The organism is Halohasta litorea, assembly GCF_024494645.1.
Taxonomy (GTDB): Archaea; Halobacteriota; Halobacteria; order Halobacteriales; family Haloferacaceae; genus Halohasta; species Halohasta litorea.
In genome coordinates this window covers 215,876-232,001 of the sequence record NZ_JANHDJ010000001.1, presented here as the reverse complement: position 1 = coordinate 232,001, position 16,126 = coordinate 215,876, and the positions used below count along the sequence as shown (strand labels likewise).

General features: G+C 63.9%; 19 protein-coding genes. 7 read left to right on the top strand and 12 right to left on the bottom strand.

Annotated features, from left to right (window positions below; all coding sequences use genetic code 11):
* Nucleotides 1-5 precede the first annotated feature (5 nt).
* From NO877_RS01255 to NO877_RS01235, 5 genes are all read right to left on the bottom strand, one after another.
* The gene (locus NO877_RS01255) at nt 6-830 is read right to left on the bottom strand and encodes an SDR family oxidoreductase (protein ID WP_256394479.1); all 825 of its coding nucleotides are present in this window, start codon (nt 828-830) and stop codon (nt 6-8) included.
* A gap of 107 nt (nt 831-937) precedes the next feature.
* Nucleotides 938-1,762 carry an endonuclease V gene (locus NO877_RS01250; RefSeq protein ID WP_256394478.1) on the bottom strand — a complete coding sequence of 275 codons (825 nt, stop codon included), beginning with the start codon at nt 1,760-1,762 and terminating at the stop codon, nt 938-940.
* A gap of 3 nt (nt 1,763-1,765) precedes the next feature.
* Nucleotides 1,766-2,692: a rhomboid family intramembrane serine protease gene (locus NO877_RS01245; protein WP_256394477.1), complete on the bottom strand. Its 927-nt coding sequence runs from the start codon at nt 2,690-2,692 to the stop codon at nt 1,766-1,768.
* 58 nt (nt 2,693-2,750) lie between these two features.
* On the bottom strand, nt 2,751-2,897 hold the full coding sequence (locus NO877_RS01240; protein ID WP_256394476.1) for a hypothetical protein: 147 nt from the start codon (nt 2,895-2,897) through the stop codon (nt 2,751-2,753).
* A 139-nt stretch (nt 2,898-3,036) separates the two neighbouring features.
* Nucleotides 3,037-3,567: an inorganic diphosphatase gene (locus NO877_RS01235; protein ID WP_256394475.1), complete on the bottom strand. Its 531-nt coding sequence runs from the start codon at nt 3,565-3,567 to the stop codon at nt 3,037-3,039.
* A 293-nt stretch (nt 3,568-3,860) separates the two neighbouring features.
* Here NO877_RS01235 and NO877_RS01230 point away from each other — a divergent pair, with 293 nt between their 5' ends.
* Complete coding sequence (locus NO877_RS01230) at nt 3,861-4,220, top strand: PadR family transcriptional regulator (RefSeq protein WP_256394474.1); 360 nt, start codon at nt 3,861-3,863, stop codon at nt 4,218-4,220.
* Nucleotides 4,221-4,222: 2 nt separating this feature from the next.
* Here NO877_RS01230 and NO877_RS01225 read toward each other — a convergent pair whose 3' ends face one another.
* Both NO877_RS01225 and rnhA read right to left on the bottom strand, forming a co-directional pair.
* On the bottom strand, nt 4,223-4,780 hold the full coding sequence (locus NO877_RS01225; RefSeq protein WP_256394473.1) for a DUF7108 domain-containing protein: 558 nt from the start codon (nt 4,778-4,780) through the stop codon (nt 4,223-4,225).
* Nucleotides 4,773-5,363: a ribonuclease HI gene (gene rnhA, locus NO877_RS01220; protein ID WP_256394472.1), complete on the bottom strand. Its 591-nt coding sequence runs from the start codon at nt 5,361-5,363 to the stop codon at nt 4,773-4,775. Before rnhA ends, NO877_RS01225 begins: the two co-directional genes overlap by 8 nt.
* A 103-nt stretch (nt 5,364-5,466) precedes the next feature.
* Here rnhA and NO877_RS01215 point away from each other — a divergent pair, with 103 nt between their 5' ends.
* From NO877_RS01215 to NO877_RS01205, 3 genes are all read left to right on the top strand, one after another.
* Nucleotides 5,467-6,420 (top strand): transcription initiation factor IIB, encoded by a 954-nt coding sequence (locus tag NO877_RS01215; protein WP_256394471.1) that lies wholly within the window; start codon nt 5,467-5,469, stop codon nt 6,418-6,420.
* Nucleotides 6,421-6,487: 67 nt separating this feature from the next.
* Nucleotides 6,488-7,750, top strand: coding sequence for a DNA repair protein NreA (gene nreA, locus NO877_RS01210; RefSeq protein ID WP_256394470.1), 1,263 nt, complete (start codon nt 6,488-6,490; stop codon nt 7,748-7,750).
* A 53-nt stretch (nt 7,751-7,803) separates the two neighbouring features.
* Nucleotides 7,804-8,259, top strand: coding sequence for a ferritin-like domain-containing protein (locus tag NO877_RS01205; RefSeq protein ID WP_256394469.1), 456 nt, complete (start codon nt 7,804-7,806; stop codon nt 8,257-8,259).
* Nucleotides 8,260-8,275: 16 nt separating this feature from the next.
* On the opposite strand, the gene NO877_RS01200 is transcribed toward NO877_RS01205, so the two are convergent.
* Together NO877_RS01200 and NO877_RS01195 are read right to left on the bottom strand one after the other, a co-directional pair.
* Nucleotides 8,276-8,731, bottom strand: a complete 456-nt coding sequence (locus NO877_RS01200; protein ID WP_256394468.1) for a DUF302 domain-containing protein — start codon at nt 8,729-8,731, stop codon at nt 8,276-8,278.
* A 38-nt stretch (nt 8,732-8,769) separates the two neighbouring features.
* A complete protein-coding gene (locus tag NO877_RS01195) occupies nt 8,770-9,054 on the bottom strand; it encodes a DUF5789 family protein (RefSeq protein WP_256394467.1) in 285 nt (94 codons plus the stop codon).
* A 153-nt stretch (nt 9,055-9,207) separates the two neighbouring features.
* Here NO877_RS01195 and NO877_RS01190 point away from each other — a divergent pair, with 153 nt between their 5' ends.
* The gene (locus NO877_RS01190) at nt 9,208-10,125 is read left to right on the top strand and encodes a cell division protein CdpA domain-containing protein (protein WP_256394466.1); all 918 of its coding nucleotides are present in this window, start codon (nt 9,208-9,210) and stop codon (nt 10,123-10,125) included.
* 110 nt (nt 10,126-10,235) lie between these two features.
* Here NO877_RS01190 and polX read toward each other — a convergent pair whose 3' ends face one another.
* Complete coding sequence (gene polX / locus NO877_RS01185) at nt 10,236-12,002, bottom strand: DNA polymerase/3'-5' exonuclease PolX (protein ID WP_256394465.1); 1,767 nt, start codon at nt 12,000-12,002, stop codon at nt 10,236-10,238.
* A gap of 93 nt (nt 12,003-12,095) precedes the next feature.
* Here polX and NO877_RS01180 point away from each other — a divergent pair, with 93 nt between their 5' ends.
* Nucleotides 12,096-13,040 (top strand): zinc ribbon domain-containing protein, encoded by a 945-nt coding sequence (locus NO877_RS01180; RefSeq protein WP_256394464.1) that lies wholly within the window; start codon nt 12,096-12,098, stop codon nt 13,038-13,040.
* A gap of 4 nt (nt 13,041-13,044) precedes the next feature.
* On the opposite strand, the gene NO877_RS01175 is transcribed toward NO877_RS01180, so the two are convergent.
* Nucleotides 13,045-13,482, bottom strand: a complete 438-nt coding sequence (locus tag NO877_RS01175; protein ID WP_256394463.1) for a DUF5788 family protein — start codon at nt 13,480-13,482, stop codon at nt 13,045-13,047.
* A gap of 147 nt (nt 13,483-13,629) precedes the next feature.
* Here NO877_RS01175 and NO877_RS01170 point away from each other — a divergent pair, with 147 nt between their 5' ends.
* Complete coding sequence (locus NO877_RS01170; RefSeq protein WP_256394462.1) at nt 13,630-14,976, top strand: alkaline phosphatase family protein; 1,347 nt, start codon at nt 13,630-13,632, stop codon at nt 14,974-14,976.
* Here the strand turns inward: NO877_RS01170 and NO877_RS01165 are convergent, their stop codons facing one another.
* Nucleotides 14,977-16,065: a tubulin/FtsZ family protein gene (locus NO877_RS01165; RefSeq protein WP_256394461.1), complete on the bottom strand. Its 1,089-nt coding sequence runs from the start codon at nt 16,063-16,065 to the stop codon at nt 14,977-14,979.
* Nucleotides 16,066-16,126: the final 61 nt, after the last annotated feature.

The following is a 16,126-nucleotide window of genomic DNA, read 5'->3' as shown; positions in this document are numbered from 1 at the left end:
AACCGCTACGTGAACCGGCGGACCAGCGACCAGAGCTGGTCGCGGAGCGTGTCGGGGATGAACCGCGCGAGGACGCTGACGCGGGCGACAGTGCCGACTGGGACGCGGGCGACCGGTTTGGTGGCGCTGGCGGCGTTGACGATGTCTCCGGCCACCCGCTGCGGTGGGACCGAGCCGGGACCGTCGCCGCCGATGGCTTCTGTGTCGTCGAACAGGCTATAGAAGTCGTCGTAGGCCGCGCTGCGGTCGTTGCCGTTGGTCTCGTCTGCGGCACGGTCGCTGAAGTTGGTCTGGACCGGGCCCGGTTCGACCACGACGACGTCGATGCCGAACTGTTCGACCTCCGCCCGAAGTGCATCGGACATCGCTTCGAGGGCGAACTTCGAGCCGCAGTAGGTGCCGCCGCCGGGGAAGGCCACGCGTCCGGCGACAGAGGAGACGTTGATGATCGTTCCGTCTTCCTCCCGGCGCATATGCGGCAATACGGCCCGAATCAGTCGATGGGGGCCGTAGACGTTGACTTCGTACTGTTTTTCGACCTGTTCGATCGGGACGTCCTCGAGGGGGCCGAACTGGCCGAAGCCAGCGTTGTTGACCAGACAGCCGATTGCTCCCTCCTCGTCGAGAATCCGATCGACCACGCGGTCGATGTCGTCCTGGTCGGTCACGTCGAGGCGGTCGGTCTTGCAGCCAGCCTCGCCGAGCGTCTCGATGTCGGCCGGATCGCGGGCGGTCGCATACACCGTCCACCCCTCGTCGGCAAATGCGAGGGCAGTGGCCCGTCCGATGCCGGACGAACAGCCAGTAATGAGTACCGTCTTCGGTTGCACATGCTCTCTTCTGGCCGGTGGGTGATAATTATGCGGCATCTTCCGGGCGATACCATCCCGCTCAGAATATTCACCGACTACGGATATTTATATGCTATTTATACCCATTAGTCATCGACGACCGACGACTTCACCTCATCGGCATAGCTGTCGGCCAGCCGCGTCGGTTCGGGGAGTTTGTAGCCGCCACCGAAGGCGGCCACGAGGTCGACGGCGGTCTCGGCGCTCACGCGGTGTCCAGGACTCACATAGAGCGGGTTGATATACCGATTGCCGGAATCGTACTGTCTCGACTGGTAGGCGTAGCCGATCGTCGTCCCCGATGGACAGTCGACCGCGTCAGTCGATTCGATCGGCGTGCGCCACCCCTCGGCTCTGTCGTCGACCGACTCGCGGGGCTCGCCACACAGCAGGTTCTTGGCGATGCCGATTGCCGGGAGATCGAAGACAACACCCATGTGGGTCGCCAGCCCCGCCTGCCGGAAATGGATCCGGCCGCTGCCGTCGAAACAGGCGAGATCCGGCTCGCAGTCGAGCGTTGCGAACGCCTCGACGATCGCCTCGCCCTCCCGAAAGGAGAGCAGGCCAGGGATGTACGGGACCGACAGCTCGGTGACCGCGTGGGTGCGTTCGATCACTTCGCCGTCCTGGAGGGCGACGATCGCACTGATCGCGGTATCGTTTATAAATGATTGGTCGATGCCCGCGACAACCGGGGGCTCGTGGGCGGTCGTCATCGGACGCTCGCCGGTCAGCGTCGACTGCGCCGATCCAGTCGTGTCGGCCGGTCCCGTCGTCTGGCTGACAGTGGCGGGATCGAACGGGAGGCGATCAGCGAACTCGGCGTCAGCAGCGACCGACCGCTGGAGGGCCTCCATCTCGGTGCGGGAGAGCGAAGGATCCGGGACGAAATCGGGGCGAACCGGCTCCATCGATCAGAACCGACCGCGGCCGGGGCCGCCCATGCCGCCGCCCGGGCCGCCGCCGAGCCGGAAGCGGTTCTGGGTGCGGATGTTCTGAGTGCGTTTGACGTACTCGCCGTAGGCGAGGCCGATGGCGAGGCCGACGAGGTGTGCGCCATGGGCGATTCCCGCGCCGCCAGCCTGGCCGGTCCCGATGAAGAAGACGCTGACCGCGGCGGTCCCGAGGGTGAGCAGCCAGATCGGGGCTGGGATGATGAAGTAGATCAGGACCTTGAGCTTGGGGTTCAGAATCGTTAGCACACCCATGATCGCCAGCGCCGCGCCGCTGGCTCCGAGCACGCCCGGCGTTGTTGGGGTGACCGTCGTCTCGAAGATGGTGAGGAGTGTCTGGCTCACCCCGGCGAGGACGCCACTGACGACAAAGAGGAGCGCAAACTTCTTCGAGCCGACGTAGCGTTCGACCAGCGGGCCGAAGAAGAAGATCACCATGCTGTTGAACACGATGTGGAGGAAGTTCGTCGGCGAGTGGGCGAACACCGAGGTGACCCACGTCCAGACGTACTCGGGGAAGGCGGGCCGCAGGACGAACAGCGTCTGGTGGAGTCCGCCGCCGCCGAGGAGGATGACGAGCCATTGGAGGATGAACGTGATCCACATGGCCGCCAGCATGGTGTAGGCCATGTTGCCGCGGAAGTAGCTCAGTGGTCCACCCGTGCCGGTCAGTTTGTCGACCATTCCTTTGGCTTTCGACGTGCGGCCGCCGCTCTCGACCGAATCGTCGAAGCCGCTATCGAAGACGCCGCCGGGGTCGTTCCACTCGTCGAGCCCCGGACAGTCGTGGTTCTCGGGGAGCCGATGGGCCGCACAGAACGTCTGGCCGCAGCGCCGACATTGATACGGCATGTTTTCGTGGGAGCCACACGCGTCGCATTTCGCCATTAGCTATTCCTAACAGTGGCGGGATGAAATGCGTTTGGCTCCGCTGTACCCACAGCGTTCACTCGCTGTCAGTGGCGGACGATGTGTTGCCAGCCGCCTCATCGTCAGCCGACTCCTCGTCGGCGGCCGATTCGGCGGTCGGCTCGAAGTTCGTCGGGACGACCGTTGGATGCCGCATCCCGAAGGTGGATTCTGTTGCTGCCATCACGGGTAGGAATTCGGGCTTCACGCCCAAATAATTACCCATGCGCATACCACATTCCGACTGGACGGAGTATGCGTGTGGCACATCTATGGCTACCAATGTGGACGTATGCTGCGAAAACAGGAGATTTCGTCGGGCGTTAGAACGTCTCGTCGTAGAGCTCTTGGCTGTGTTCGATCGCATCGAGCGCAGCCTGCTTGTCCTCCCAGTCGAGGACCTCAGCACCCTTGCCTTCTTCGAGATTTTTGTAAGTGTTGAAGAACTCGGTGATCTCGTCTTGGGTCTGCTGGGGGATATCGTCGAGGTCCTGGATGTGGTCGTAGCGTGGGTCCTCGGTGGGGACGGCGATGACCTTGTCGTCCTGCTCGCCGCCGTCGTCCATCCCCATCAGCGCGACGGGACGGGCTTCGATCACACAGCCGGGGAACGTCTGGTCCTCGACTAACACCAAAACGTCGAGGGGGTCGTCGTCGTCGTACCACGTCTGGGGGATGAAGCCGTAGTCCGAGGGATAGTGAACGTTCGAGTGGAGCACTCGGTCCAGGACGACCGCCGGAATGTCCTTGTCGTACTCGTATTTGTTCCGCTCGCCTTTCAGACACTCGACGACAGCGTAGATGGTCTCGGGCGCATCAGGTCCCGCTTCAAGCGTTTTCCAGAGGTTCGTCATTACGTGCGTAGGTTCTGAAACCTACTCAAAAGTCCTTTCGGGAACTGGTCGGTTGGTGTGGTATACTCATACATACAGCAACTGTCGGCGGTGGATGATGATGGGGCGCTCGCGCGACATGGGGCGACGTCTATCGATTTGAAATGTATTCAGAAGAGAAGTTCTGGAACGAAGTTTAAATCCTGCAACAATCGGGTAATTGAAGCGGTAATACCGCTAGATCCGGCTGATATCTATGCGAAATAAGGTCGGATTTGCGAAGTGTTAAATAGGATGATGACATTTGGCCAACTATGTCAGAGGCACAATCAGTTGCTGACGAATCGGGCCTGGCACGCGATCTGACCGCGTTCCAACAGAACATCCTCATGATCCTCGCCGAGGAACCGCGCTACGGGCTGGCGATCAAACGCGAGCTCGAATCCTACTACGGGACGGAAGTCAACCACGGCCGACTCTACCCCAACCTCGACGACCTGGTCGAGATGGATCTCGTCGAGAAAAGCGAACTCGACAAACGAACCAACCAGTACGAGCTGACCGAGACGGGCTACGAGGCCATCCTCGGCCAGTTCGAGTGGAAGCTCTCGAAGTTCGTGACCGACCACGACCGCGCACAGGACATCTACGACCTCGTCGACGCCCTGAAATAGCGTTACTCTGAGGTCGGACTTGGGCAGTCGGCTTCGGAAACGGACGAGAGGTATTCGAGGGAGGTCTCGACGATCTCCCGCTGCTTTTTATCGGGCCACGCGTTCCGCGGGAAGTACTCGGTAGTGAACTCCGTGATCTGTTCGTCGGTCGCCTCGTCGACCCGCCCGAGATAGTGGTTCCCCATGAAATCCGCGAAGGCACGGGCGTTTTTCTCGTGGCGCTCGCCGTACTCCGCGGCGACCGCCTCGACCAGTGCGGCGTTGTGAGCCTCAATCTCCTCCCACGAACCCTCGCCGCCGGTCGTCGACAGTGGCACCTCGACAGCACGATCCGTATCCTGGATTCGGTCGAGGACAACTGTCCCGTCTTCGAGCCACTCGTCGGGGTACAGGACGAGCGTGTCGTCATCCTCGCGGACGCGAGCAGTGTAGTCGTGGTCGGCGAGCGTCTCGGCGCGCCGCGTTCGGTAGGCCTCGGCCTCGTTGTCGTCGCCCACTTGCCGGGCGAGTTTGGTCAGTCGCTCTGCGGCTTCGACTGCGTCTTGTGGTAACTCACTCATCGAGTGCCTCGTTTGCCAGTTCGTCGGCGTGACTGTTTATTTCCCTCGGCACGTGTTCGAGCGACCAGCGATCGAATTCGGTCAGGAGTTCACGGACCCGAGCCCGGCGTTCCCGGAGCGTCGGCTCGTTGGCGTCCCACTCGCCGCGGACCTGTTTGACGATGAGTTGAGAGTCGCCCCGGAGATCGACCTCGTCGAGCCCGTAGTCGCGGGCTGCTTCGAGGGCGCGAATGAGGGCCTGGTACTCGGCGTCGTTGTTCGTGGTCTCGCCGATCCGCCCATTGCCGTCGGCGGCGATCCCGTCGCTGGTGACGATTACCCAGCCGACCGCCGCGGGGCCGGGGTTGCCGCGGGAGGCGCCGTCGAAGTAGACGTGGGCCCGGCCGCCGCCCTCCTGGAGCACCATCGTAAGCGAACTCGGATCGGAGCCCTGAACCACGACTTTGTCGTCGTAGGCGACCGCGACTGCGCCGTCGCGTTCGGCGCGCCACGCCTCGTGGTCGGTGTTTCCCGGCTCGATATTGACGCCCGCCTCTCGGAGCCGGTCGGCCGCCCGGTCGGGATCACAGTCGATCGTTGGCATGGGGTCCCTCGGCGGGGGATACTCAAAGGGGGTTCGTTCCCCGACGGTGACCAGCTGGCACCCAGTAGCTTTACAGTCGTGCCACAAATTAGTATGGAACTGGATGACACGGTCTACCCGCCAGCGCGCGGACAGCGAGACGCAGCACGACGAGGGCGACGCGGAGATCGACCTCGACGACGTCGACCCCGAAGACGTCGTCCGAACGTCGGACGGCGAACTCATTCACGAGGAAACCGGCCTCATCCTGGAGGACGACCAGATCGACCGCGGCCCCGAGTGGCGGGCCTTTACCCACTCGGAGCGGCAGGACAAATCCCGCGTCGGCGCCCCGACGACCAAGACGATGCACGACAAGGGGCTGACGACCACCATCGACTGGAAAAACGAGGACGCCTACGGCCGATCGCTCTCGTCGGAAAAGCGGAGTCAGATGCACCGCCTCCGGAAGTGGCAAGAGCGCATTCGGACCAAGGACGCCGGTGAGCGAAACCTACAGTTCGCCCTCAGCGAAGTCGACCGCATGGCCTCCGCGATGGGCGTCCCGCGAGCGGTCCGGGAGGTCGCCTCGGTCATTTATCGGCAGGCGCTCAACGAGGATCTGATCCGCGGACGGTCCATCGAGGGCGTCTCGACGGCCGCCCTCTACGCTGCCTGCCGAAAGGAGGGCATCCCCCGAAGCCTCGAAGAGATCGCCGAGGTCTCGCGGGTCGAGCGCAAGGAGATCGGCCGGACCTATCGGTATATCTCCCAGGAACTCGGCTTGGAGATGCGGCCGGTCGACCCCAAAAAGTACGTCCCGCGGTTTTCCTCGCAGCTCGATCTCAGCGAGGAGGTCCAGGCCAAGGCCAAGGAGATCATCGACACCACCGCCGAACAGGGCCTCTTGTCGGGCAAATCGCCCACTGGCTTCGCCGCGGCGGCGATCTATGCGGCCTCGCTGCTCTGCAACCAGAAGAAAACCCAGCGGGAGGTCGCCGACGTGGCCCAAGTGACCGAAGTGACGATCCGCAACCGCTATCAGGAGCAGATCGAAGCGATGGGACTCTCGGAGTAGGCCAGCTGTCAACCGACGCGACGGTCGACCAAACGTTGAAGCCGACCAGTACCCTCTCTCCGACTGAATGCGGCTCTCGGAGTTCATCGAGTACGAGGCAGGCGACCGTGCCGAGCGCCGCCGCCTCGCGAAGGACAAATCCTACGAGATTCTCGACCGCCTCGATGGCGTCGATGACCAGTTCGCCGAGATTGCCGACAACAACGAGTTCGGCAGCGTCTCGCCCTCCATATTCGTCGGCCGCGCGGGCTACCCCGAGGTCTCCACGGGACTCCTCTCGCCGGTCGGCAACGAGGCCGACGCCGCGCAGTTCGCCACCAGCGGCGAGTGGTACACCGAGGGCGTCTCGATCAGCGACGTCTTCGAGCGCCGCACGTCCCTATTAAATGCGAGCCAGTCGACGCCGGTCGAAACGAACGTCCACGACGCGTGGAACGGCTTTCTCGGCGTCCAGCGCGAAGTAGCGATCGCCGACCGCCCCGTCAGCGTCGAAGTGGGGCTCAACGGCTCGCCGGAGTTGGATCTGGGTCTGTCGCCGGGCGACGTCTCGACGCCCACCGGACCGCGTGCACCCGCAAAGGACGCGACGCTCACCGAGAACCCACACGTCCCGCGACCCGTTAAAAAGACCTTAGAGGACGACGACTGGGCGGCGACCGGCGCGATGAACTACCTGTACAACCGCGGCTTCGATGTCTACGAGATCAACACGATCCTCTCGGCGGGCGCGCTCGGCCAGCAGGAGAACCGCCGACTGGTCCCGACGCGGTGGTCGATCACCGCGGTCGACGACACGGTCGGCCAGTTTTTGCGAGGGAAACAGCGAACCGCGACGAGCGTTGATACGGTCCAGGTGTTCCACAACGAGTATCTGGGCAACAGTTTCTGGGTAATCCTCGCACCCGGCCAGTGGGAGTTCGAGCTCGTCGAGTTCAAGGCCCCGGGCAGCGTCTGGAACCCCGACCCGGAAGCGGGAATCTGGCTCGCCAGCGACTATGAAGGAAAATCCGGCCGGACGAGCTACGTCGACCAGACCGCCGGGGCCTACTACGCCGCCCGGCTGGCCGTCCTTGAGCATCTCGACGAAATCGGTCGACAGGCCAAGGTCCTCGTGTTGCGCCACGTCTCCGACGAGTACTGGGGACCGGTCGGCGTCTGGCAGGTCCGGGAGGCGATCCGCCACGCCTTCGACGGCGAACACGGCGAAAGCGAGACGTTCGACGCCGCGGTGAAGAACATCGTCGACCGGCTCCCGGTGTCGATGGCCCAACTTCGACGGCAGTCGACACTGGCGGCGGGCCGACAGTCCGGGCTGGACGCGTTTTTATAAGGTCGAACAAACCGGCCACTAAGCGTTTTCTCGCATAGGGCGACCGTGGATGTATGACCTCAGACCGCGTCGTCGACATCCTTCGGAACGCCTACACAGACGAGCTAGAGACCGTGATGAACTATCAGACGAACGCCATCGTGCTGGATGGGGTTCGCGCCGAAGAGATCAAAGGGAGCCTCCTGGAGGACATCCAGGAGGAACTCGACCACTCCCGACAGATTGGGAACCGACTGAAACAGCTGGACGCCCGGCCGCCCGGCTCCGCGGAGTTTACCGCCCGACAGGACTCGCTGCAGCCGCCGGAAGATTCGACGAACGTCTCGTCGGTGATTCAGGGTGTCTTGGAAGCCGAAGACGACGCGATCGCCACCTATCGAGAGCTCGTCGACGCCGCCACGGAGGCCAACGATCCGGTAACCGAAGACCTCGCGGTGACGATTCTCACCGACGAAGAGGCCCACCGAACGGAGTTCCGGGGCTTCGAAAAGGAGTATCAGAACGACTGACCGACACGAAGAGTGGCTATTCGGTGTCCGCGTGCAGTTCGTCGAAGACTGCCGCGACCATCTCGCCGGTGTCGTCGATGATCGAGTCAATCTCCTCGTCGTCGACTGCCATTCCGAGCAGTCGCGCGATCTTCATAATGGAGACGTGGTAGACGCGCTGAACACCCGTCTCCTCCTGCCAGATGATCATGTTACACGGCATCAGTGCGCCGAGCCGTTTGTCGGTGGCATCCAGCGCGCGGTCGGCGATCGCCGGGTTGCAGGCCCCCAACACGTAGTAAGGATCGCGGTCGGCGTCGACCTTCTCGTTGAGCATCTCGGAGGGCGAAAACTCCACCGGAACCCCGAACCCGGCGTCGGTACAGACCGCCCGGACGTACTCGATGGCCTCCTCGTGGTCCATTTCGAGGGTTGCCTGTTTCTCGCCGAAGTCATCGGGGTCGACTGCTGCGGGATCGAATGGGAGCGACATAGCTATCGGTTGGCGAGCCACCGGCAAAAAGCGGCCGGTTACTCGGTGGCGACCGGTTCGCGGCCGATTACGTCCAGGACGCTTTCGACGAACGTCTGGCGGCGGTCGAAGTAGGTGTCGTCGACCGACTCCAGGACGCTTTCGAGCGGTTCGGGGCCGTCGGGCGTTCGGATCTCCGTCTCGCCGACCTTTGCGACAATGTCGCTGTGGGTCTGTGGCCACGTGAGCCGGGCGGCGACACGAGCGACTGGTGCGCCCTCGACGCTACGGCCGTCACCGAGCTGAACTGTCGGCTCCGCGTCGGCTTCCTCGTCGTCTGCCATACCCGTAGGTTCGGTGCGGTCAGCCTAATGCTTTCGATACGGAGCCCGACGCCGCGTGATCGACTCTGAGTTGTTGCGATATATCATACAGATACAATCCGTTCGGCGACTGTCTGACATACTGTTTTGTATCCCGACGACATAGCCGCCCACATGACCGATCTATCCGAAGCCTATGGGGGGCGGGTCGCCGAACAGCAGGGGCGACACCGACTCTATCTGGGCGTCGGCCTCCTTCTCGTCGGTGCGGTCCTCCTGCTGGCGGGGATCGTCGTCGCTGGCTCCGGGCTCCTGACCGCGCGCGGCTACTCGATCGGCGAGACGCGGTGGCTCGGCGGCATTCTCGGCGGGGTCGGCCTCCCGGCGCTCACGCTGGGCGTATTTACCATTCTGCCAGCCAGCCGTCGGACCCGCTCGGCCGCGCTGATCGGGGCCTCGCTGTCTATCTTCGGCGTTGCGATCTTCGCCCACGCCTACCCCTGTCAGTGGATCGGGACGACCTGCGCCAATCCCGGCGTCGACCTCACGCTGCCGACCGCGGGCATCTACACCCTCGGCACGCTGACGACCATCTGGTGTCTCTTCATCGGCGTGGCGAACTTCAAAACGCGCAACAACCCCGGCGGCACGGTGACGATGGAAGTCACCCGGCAGGGCAAAACCGAGACCGTCGAGGTCGAACGCGCGGAACTCGGCGGCCTCGGTGGGATCGGCTTCCTCGGCTCGACGCCCGACGGCGAGGTCGAAACCCAGACCAATCCGGGCCAGCCCGGCGTCGGCGGGACGACCAGCGACGGCGGGGCCGCAGCCGAGTCGATCAACTCGCCGCTCGACCAGCAGGCGGCCAGCAGCACGGAGCCGACCGACAACGCGGGCGTCGACCGGATCGGCCCCGGTACGCCGAGCCAGTCACAGGGCCAAAACGGCAGCGACACCTCGGTCGACCGCTACTGCGGCAGCTGTGTCGAGTTCAAATACGTCCGCACCGACACCGGAATCCGGCCCTACTGTGGCCACCACGACGAACTGATGGACGACATGGACGCCTGCGAGGACTGGGACGCCCGCTGAACCGTTCCTCAACCGGATCGGTCAACACGGTAGCAGCCGACTACTTATAAACGAGTGCAGCCTCTTATAAACAGTATATAAATGGAGGAGTCGACGCCGACGAGTCTCGGCTAGCTACTGATAAATGACCGGAGCCGGTCGCTGTCCCACGTATTGATTACGTTCTCTGCTTCTGCCCAGCCGCGTCTGGCGGTCTGGACCCCGTACCGAACGTTGTCGAAGGCTCCAGGACCGTGGGCATCAGTATTGATTGCGATCGTCCCACCCGCCTCAACGACTGCGCGGACGGCCTCTCCGTGGAGATCGAGCCGCATGGGATTGGCGTTGATTTCGAGAGCGGTCCCATGCTCGGCGGCACACTCGGCGACCGCGGCGAAATCTACCGGCAGCCCCTCGCGGTTGTTGATCATCCGACCCGTCGGATGGCCGATGATGTCGACGGCGGGATGCTCGATCGCCGTACAGAGCCGCTCGGTGGCGGTCTCGGTGTCCTGATCGAGCGCGCTGTGTGGCGAGGCGACCACCACATCAAGATCGGCCAACACGTCGTCGGCGGTGCTCAGCGAGCCGTCGGCCTCGATGTTGGTCTCGACGCCGTGGAGGAGGTCGATGTCGACCTCGTCCCGTACCGCGGCGATTTCGTCGGCCTGCTCGCGGAGATCGGCGTCGGTGAGGCCGATCGACTCGATGATCCCCGCGCCAGTGGCGTGGTCGGTGACTGCGTGGAAACCGTAGCCTCGGTCGGCCGCGGCCTCGGCCATCTCCTGGACCGAATACCGGCCATCGGACCACTCGGTGTGGGTGTGGAGGTCCCCGCGGATCGCCGACGCTTCGAGGAGCGCCGGTAGCTCACCGTCGGCGGCCGCCTGAATCTCGCCGGTATCCTCGCGGAGTTCCGGCGGGATCCAGTCGAGTCCGAGGGCGTCGTACATCTCTTCCTCGGCTGCCCCGCCGAGTCGGACGCCCTCGCGGCGAGCGTCTTCGGCGGTCGATTCCTCGGGGTCGTCGAGCCCCGAGACGTCGAACACACCGTACTCGTTGAGCTTGCGCTCCTGGTCGATGGCGACGTTTCGGAGCCGGACGTTGTGGTCCTTGCTCCCGGTGAAGTACTGCAGCGCCGCCCCGAACTCCCTGGGCACGACCACCCGGAGGTCGACCCGCATGTCGTCGGCCCGCAGGCTGGATTTGTGGCTTCCGGCCTCGATCACGTCGTCGGCCTCGTCCCAGTCGGTGAACGCCGCGACGACGGCCTCGCTGTCGGCGCTCGCCGCCAGCACGTCGACGTCGCCGATGGTGTCCTTCCAGCGGCGGATCGAGCCCGCGACTTCGACCCGCTCGACGGCCTCGACCGCCTCCAGGAACTCCAGGACACGATCGGCGACCGGCCGGGCGTCGCCGAGCCGCTCGCGCTGTTGGCTCTGGCGGGCGAAGGGGATGTTGTCCAGGATGTTCTGTTCGGTTTTCGCGCCGAACCCCTTGATCTCCCGAATCTCACCGGCCTCGGCGGCAGCCTCCAGTTCGTCGAGATCGGTGATGCCGAGTTCAGTATATAAGGAGCCGACAGTTTTCGGGCCGACGCCCTCGACGCTGGTGAGGGCCTCGATATCGACGGGCATCGACTCCCGAAGCTCGTCGAGCTCTTCGATCCGCCCGGTTTCGACGTACTCGACGACTTTGGAGGCGATCGCATCGCCCACGCGGTCGATCTTCTCGACAGCCTCCTGGCCAGTCATCGCGAGCTGGTCGATCGGCTCGGGGTGGTCAGCGATGTTTTCGGCCGCCCGGCGGTAGGCGTTCGGCTTGTACTCAACGCCGTCGGCTTCGAGTCGGTCGGCGAACTCCGAGAGCAGCCGGGCGATCTCGTCGTTGTAACTCATTTCTTAGGGGTTCGGTATCCGGCTATTTAGCTCCCAGTCGTGTCGGCCGACCAAAATTTGAATACTCGACGGCGTCTACACCTAGACCCCCCAATGAGTACACCCGAATCGGGGCGTCGGGACTGCCAGCAGTGTGGCACGACCGTCGACCCCGCAGCGAACTTCTGTCCGCAGTGCGGCACGCGGGCCGACACCGACGTCTTCTGTTCGCACTGTGGCGAGACCCTCGGCCCCGGCGAGGAGTTCTGTTCGCACTGTGGGCAGGCGCGGTCGTCGGCCAGCCGACAGCAGAGCGAATCGCACGAGGCGTTCCGGCGGCGGGTCAGAGACCACATCGAAGCCGGATGGGAGCTAAAAACCGACCGCGGGGATCGGGTCACGCTCGTCGATCGCGAGATCGGTTCGATCCCGATCCACATCCTGCTGCTGTTTATCACGAGCGGGGTCGGCAACCTCATTTACGGCTGGTATCACTACGCGAAGCTCGCCGACTATCGATACCTCTCGGTCGGCGACGGTCGGCAGCCGCGACCGCCCGGACAAAGATCGACAAGCAATAACACAGCCAACGGGAGCGATACCACGAACGCAGTGCTGTCATATCTTGCAGGTGGTCTCGTCGGGTTCATGGCGATCTGGTTTCTGTTTATCGGTGCTGTCGGCACACCGGCTCCCGTGCTTGGGGTGCTCGGGGTCCTGTTCGCTCTCGGCGGGCTCAGTATCTTGCCGCCGGTCAGACGCCGGCTCGCTCGGCGACACGGCCTCACGAAGTTCGGCCGTCTCAAAACGGTCGACCACCGAGTCGTCTACCCACACGAGGGGTACGACGAGCCCTGTGTCGTCTGCGGCAGGCGGGGCCGAAGCGGGCTGCTCCGGCGGCGGCGCGACGAAACCGTCGTTGCGGGCGTCCCGCTCCGCACGCACGACCGGGATCACAACTTCTACTGCGAGCGGTGTGCGACCGACGATCTGTTCGGCGGGGCGGGGTTCGATACGGCGGACAGCGAGGCCGAACTGTCGACGGCCGAGACGAACTAAGGGACTACCGCCGGTTTCGTTTGTTCGAATCCTCGTGGCCCAGCGCCTTTTTGAGAAACGTCGTCCACCGCTTTTGGTCGGCCGCTTCTTTGCGCTTGGTCTCGGCTTCGAGGTCGACCGGCTCCAACTGATCGAGGGCGTTGAGCGCCCGGTCGATGCCGATAATCGACTCGGCGAGTTCCTCGCCGCGCTCGTAGCTCACCGCGTTGTCCTCGATGGCTTCGAGGCGCTCGACGCGTTCGCGGCGGAGGTTGCGCTTTGCTTGCTCGACGCGTTCGCGTTCGCCCGGCGGGATCGTCTCGCGGCGCTTGATCTCGAAGACGAACGTTCGGAGATCCAACTCCTCGCCCTGTATCTCGATCGCGTCAGGGATCTGTGCGCCCACCGTCGACCCGTCCCGACCCACGCGTTCGAGCAGTTGTTTGCGCTGATACTCCTGCACGGCTATCGGTAGGGGTGGGTCCTACTTCGGTGTGTCGACAGTAACCGGCTGTCGGCTCACTCCGGTCGCTTCCGGTTTCGTCATAGGAACCGTCGTGAATCGCCCTGAAACTGAAAGTTCTTAAGGGTCTCACCAGTACCGGAACCCATGGGTCTGTTTGATCGGTTGCGCGGCGACGACGCACCGCGTGTCGCCTTTATTGGTATTGATGGGGTTCCGTTTACGCTCCTATCGGAACACAAAGATCGGTTCCCGAACTTCGCCGCCCTCGCCGACGAGGGGTCGGCGGGCGCGATCGACAGCATCGTGCCGCCGGAGTCGAGTGCCTGTTGGCCCGCCCTCACCACGGGGGTTAACCCCGGTGAAACCGGCGTCTACGGCTTCCAGGATCGTGAGATCGGCTCCTACGACACCTACGTGCCGATGGGCCAGGACGTCCAGGCGACCCGGCTCTGGGACCGAGTGACCGAGGAGGGACGCGACGCCAGCGTCTTCAACGTCCCCGTGACGTTCCCGCCCCAGCGGAACGTCCAGCGGATGGTCTCGGGGTTCCTCTCGCCGGGCGTCGACAAGGCCAGCCAGCCCGACGAGCTTCGGGAGACCCTGGAGGCCAACGACTACCTGATCGACGTCAACGCCAAGCTCGGCCACAAGGAGGACAAATCGGAGTTCATGGACCACGCCCACAAGACGATGAAGCGGCGGTTCGAGACCTTCGAGACCTACCTCACGGCCGACGACTGGGACCTCTTCTTTGGGGTGTTCATGACCACCGACCGGGTCAACCACTTCCTGTTCAAGGACTACGAGGAAGACGGCGAGAACAAGGAGGCCTTCTTCGAGTTCTACGAGCAGCTCGACGACTACATCGGCCAGATTCGTGATCTGTTGCCCGACGACGTGACACTGATGATCGCCTCGGACCACGGCTTCACCAGCCTTGACCACGAGGTCCACTGCAACGCGTGGCTCGAAGAAGAAGGGTGGCTCTCCTACGAGGACGACGACCACAGCGAACTCGGCGATATTTCCGATGACACCCGCGCCTACTCGCTGATCCCCGGTCGATTCTATATCAACCTCGAAGACCGCGAGCCGCGCGGAAGCGTCCCTCAAGACGAGTACGACGAGGTTCGTGCGGAGCTCAAAGCCGAACTCGAAGCCCTCGAAGGGCCCGACGGCCGATCGGTCTGTGAGCGCGTCGTCGAGAAGGAGGTCGCCTTCCGCGGCGATCACGACGACATCGCGCCGGATCTGGTGGCGATCCCGAACCACGGCTTCGACCTCAAATCCGGCTTCAAGGGCCACGACGAGGTCTTCGGCGTCGGTCCCCGAAACGGGATGCACAGCTTCGACAACGCGACGTTGCTGGTCGACGATCCCGACGTCTCGATCGAGGACGCCGACCTGTTCGACATCGCACCGACGATCCTGGACCTCATGGAGATCGAGTACGACCGCACCGAGTTCGACGGCGCGAGCCTCCGGAAATAGCTAAAACAGCCCGTCGAGTTCGTCGTTCTGGAACGTTTTGTCGGCCTCGCGGGCCGTCTGGTCGATCTCGGCGGCCTCTTCGGCCGCCTGCTCGGCGCGGGTCATAAAGCGCTGGACGCGGTCGGAGCGTTCGACGCCGCCCAACAGGACCAGCGAGGCGAGTCGGCTGCTGTCGATCGGGAAATCCCCGCCTCTGACCTGCATACTTTCGGTTTCGGTCTCGACCCATTTGCGCGCCTTCTCGACGCCCTTCCTGGAGAGACGTTCGGGTTGCCCGGCAACGATCAACAGTGCAGCCTCGGCGTCGGTCGCCTCCGGCAGGCTCGACCCCGTCAGCATCGCGTTGCGGGTCGTGCTCGTGATGACGGAGATGTTTTCTGCAGCCTCCTCGGCGGCGGGCGTGCTGGCGTAGCCCAGCGAGGCGATGCCACCTGCCCGGAGCGTGTTGATGATCTCGCTGGAGTCGACGACGCTCTCGGCAACCCCCTCGGTCGCCTCGCCCGCGGCCAACAGCAGCCCCACGCGTCTGGCGATATTCTGGTTGATCGCCTCGTAGCCCTCGCTCATGGACTCGCCGGACTCCTTCCAGGCGTCGTTGTCGATCAACAGCACCGCGTCGGCCTCGCGAGCGAGCGTCTTGAGCGACCGCCCGGCGTTGACCTGGTACAGCGCGCCCTCGTCGGAGCCCGGCAGGACGCCGAGTCCGTAGACCGGAACGTCGTAGACCCGGCTGAGCCGCTTGGCCAACACCGGCGCGCCGCCGGAGCCGGTGCCGCCGCCGAGCCCGGCGACGACGAAAATCGACTCCGTTTCGGCAGAGATCCGGTTACCCAGAGCGGTCATCACCTGATCGATGTCGTTCTGCATGATCTCCGCGCCGAGTTCGTTGTCGCCGCCGACCCCGTGGCCGTTGACCCGGTCTTGGCCGATCAGCATCGTCTCGAAGGGGACCGACTGGAGGTCCGCGGAAGCGGTGTTGACCGCCAGCGCATCCCGCACCGCGCCGAACCCCATCTCCTCGTCGAAGGAGGCCAGCGCCGTGGTGAGTTTGCCGCCCGCTTGCCCGACACCCACGAGGACTGTTTTCATACCAGAACGTGACTCGTCACACCGCTTGAATGTTACCCACACGTTACAGCTACCGAGACAC

Excerpts from the sequence above, each read along its gene's own strand:
- NO877_RS01205 (WP_256394469.1), top strand. The coding sequence starts at position 7,804 with ATGACCTCAGACCGCGTCGTCGACATCCTTCGGAACGCCTACACAGAC.
- NO877_RS01240 (WP_256394476.1), bottom strand. The coding sequence starts at position 2,897 with ATGGCAGCAACAGAATCCACCTTCGGGATGCGGCATCCAACGGTCGTC.
- polX (WP_256394465.1), bottom strand. The coding sequence starts at position 12,002 with ATGAGTTACAACGACGAGATCGCCCGGCTGCTCTCGGAGTTCGCCGAC.
- rnhA (WP_256394472.1), bottom strand. The coding sequence starts at position 5,363 with ATGCCAACGATCGACTGTGATCCCGACCGGGCGGCCGACCGGCTCCGA.
- nreA (WP_256394470.1), top strand. The coding sequence starts at position 6,488 with ATGCGGCTCTCGGAGTTCATCGAGTACGAGGCAGGCGACCGTGCCGAG.
- NO877_RS01250 (WP_256394478.1), bottom strand. The coding sequence starts at position 1,762 with ATGGAGCCGGTTCGCCCCGATTTCGTCCCGGATCCTTCGCTCTCCCGC.
- NO877_RS01245 (WP_256394477.1), bottom strand. The coding sequence starts at position 2,692 with ATGGCGAAATGCGACGCGTGTGGCTCCCACGAAAACATGCCGTATCAA.
- NO877_RS01190 (WP_256394466.1), top strand. The coding sequence starts at position 9,208 with ATGACCGATCTATCCGAAGCCTATGGGGGGCGGGTCGCCGAACAGCAG.
- NO877_RS01200 (WP_256394468.1), bottom strand. The coding sequence starts at position 8,731 with ATGTCGCTCCCATTCGATCCCGCAGCAGTCGACCCCGATGACTTCGGC.
- NO877_RS01235 (WP_256394475.1), bottom strand. The coding sequence starts at position 3,567 with ATGACGAACCTCTGGAAAACGCTTGAAGCGGGACCTGATGCGCCCGAG.
- NO877_RS01195 (WP_256394467.1), bottom strand. The coding sequence starts at position 9,054 with ATGGCAGACGACGAGGAAGCCGACGCGGAGCCGACAGTTCAGCTCGGT.
- NO877_RS01225 (WP_256394473.1), bottom strand. The coding sequence starts at position 4,780 with ATGAGTGAGTTACCACAAGACGCAGTCGAAGCCGCAGAGCGACTGACC.
- NO877_RS01215 (WP_256394471.1), top strand. The coding sequence starts at position 5,467 with ATGACACGGTCTACCCGCCAGCGCGCGGACAGCGAGACGCAGCACGAC.
- NO877_RS01230 (WP_256394474.1), top strand. The coding sequence starts at position 3,861 with ATGTCAGAGGCACAATCAGTTGCTGACGAATCGGGCCTGGCACGCGAT.
- NO877_RS01180 (WP_256394464.1), top strand. The coding sequence starts at position 12,096 with ATGAGTACACCCGAATCGGGGCGTCGGGACTGCCAGCAGTGTGGCACG.
- NO877_RS01170 (WP_256394462.1), top strand. The coding sequence starts at position 13,630 with ATGGGTCTGTTTGATCGGTTGCGCGGCGACGACGCACCGCGTGTCGCC.
- NO877_RS01165 (WP_256394461.1), bottom strand. The coding sequence starts at position 16,065 with ATGAAAACAGTCCTCGTGGGTGTCGGGCAAGCGGGCGGCAAACTCACC.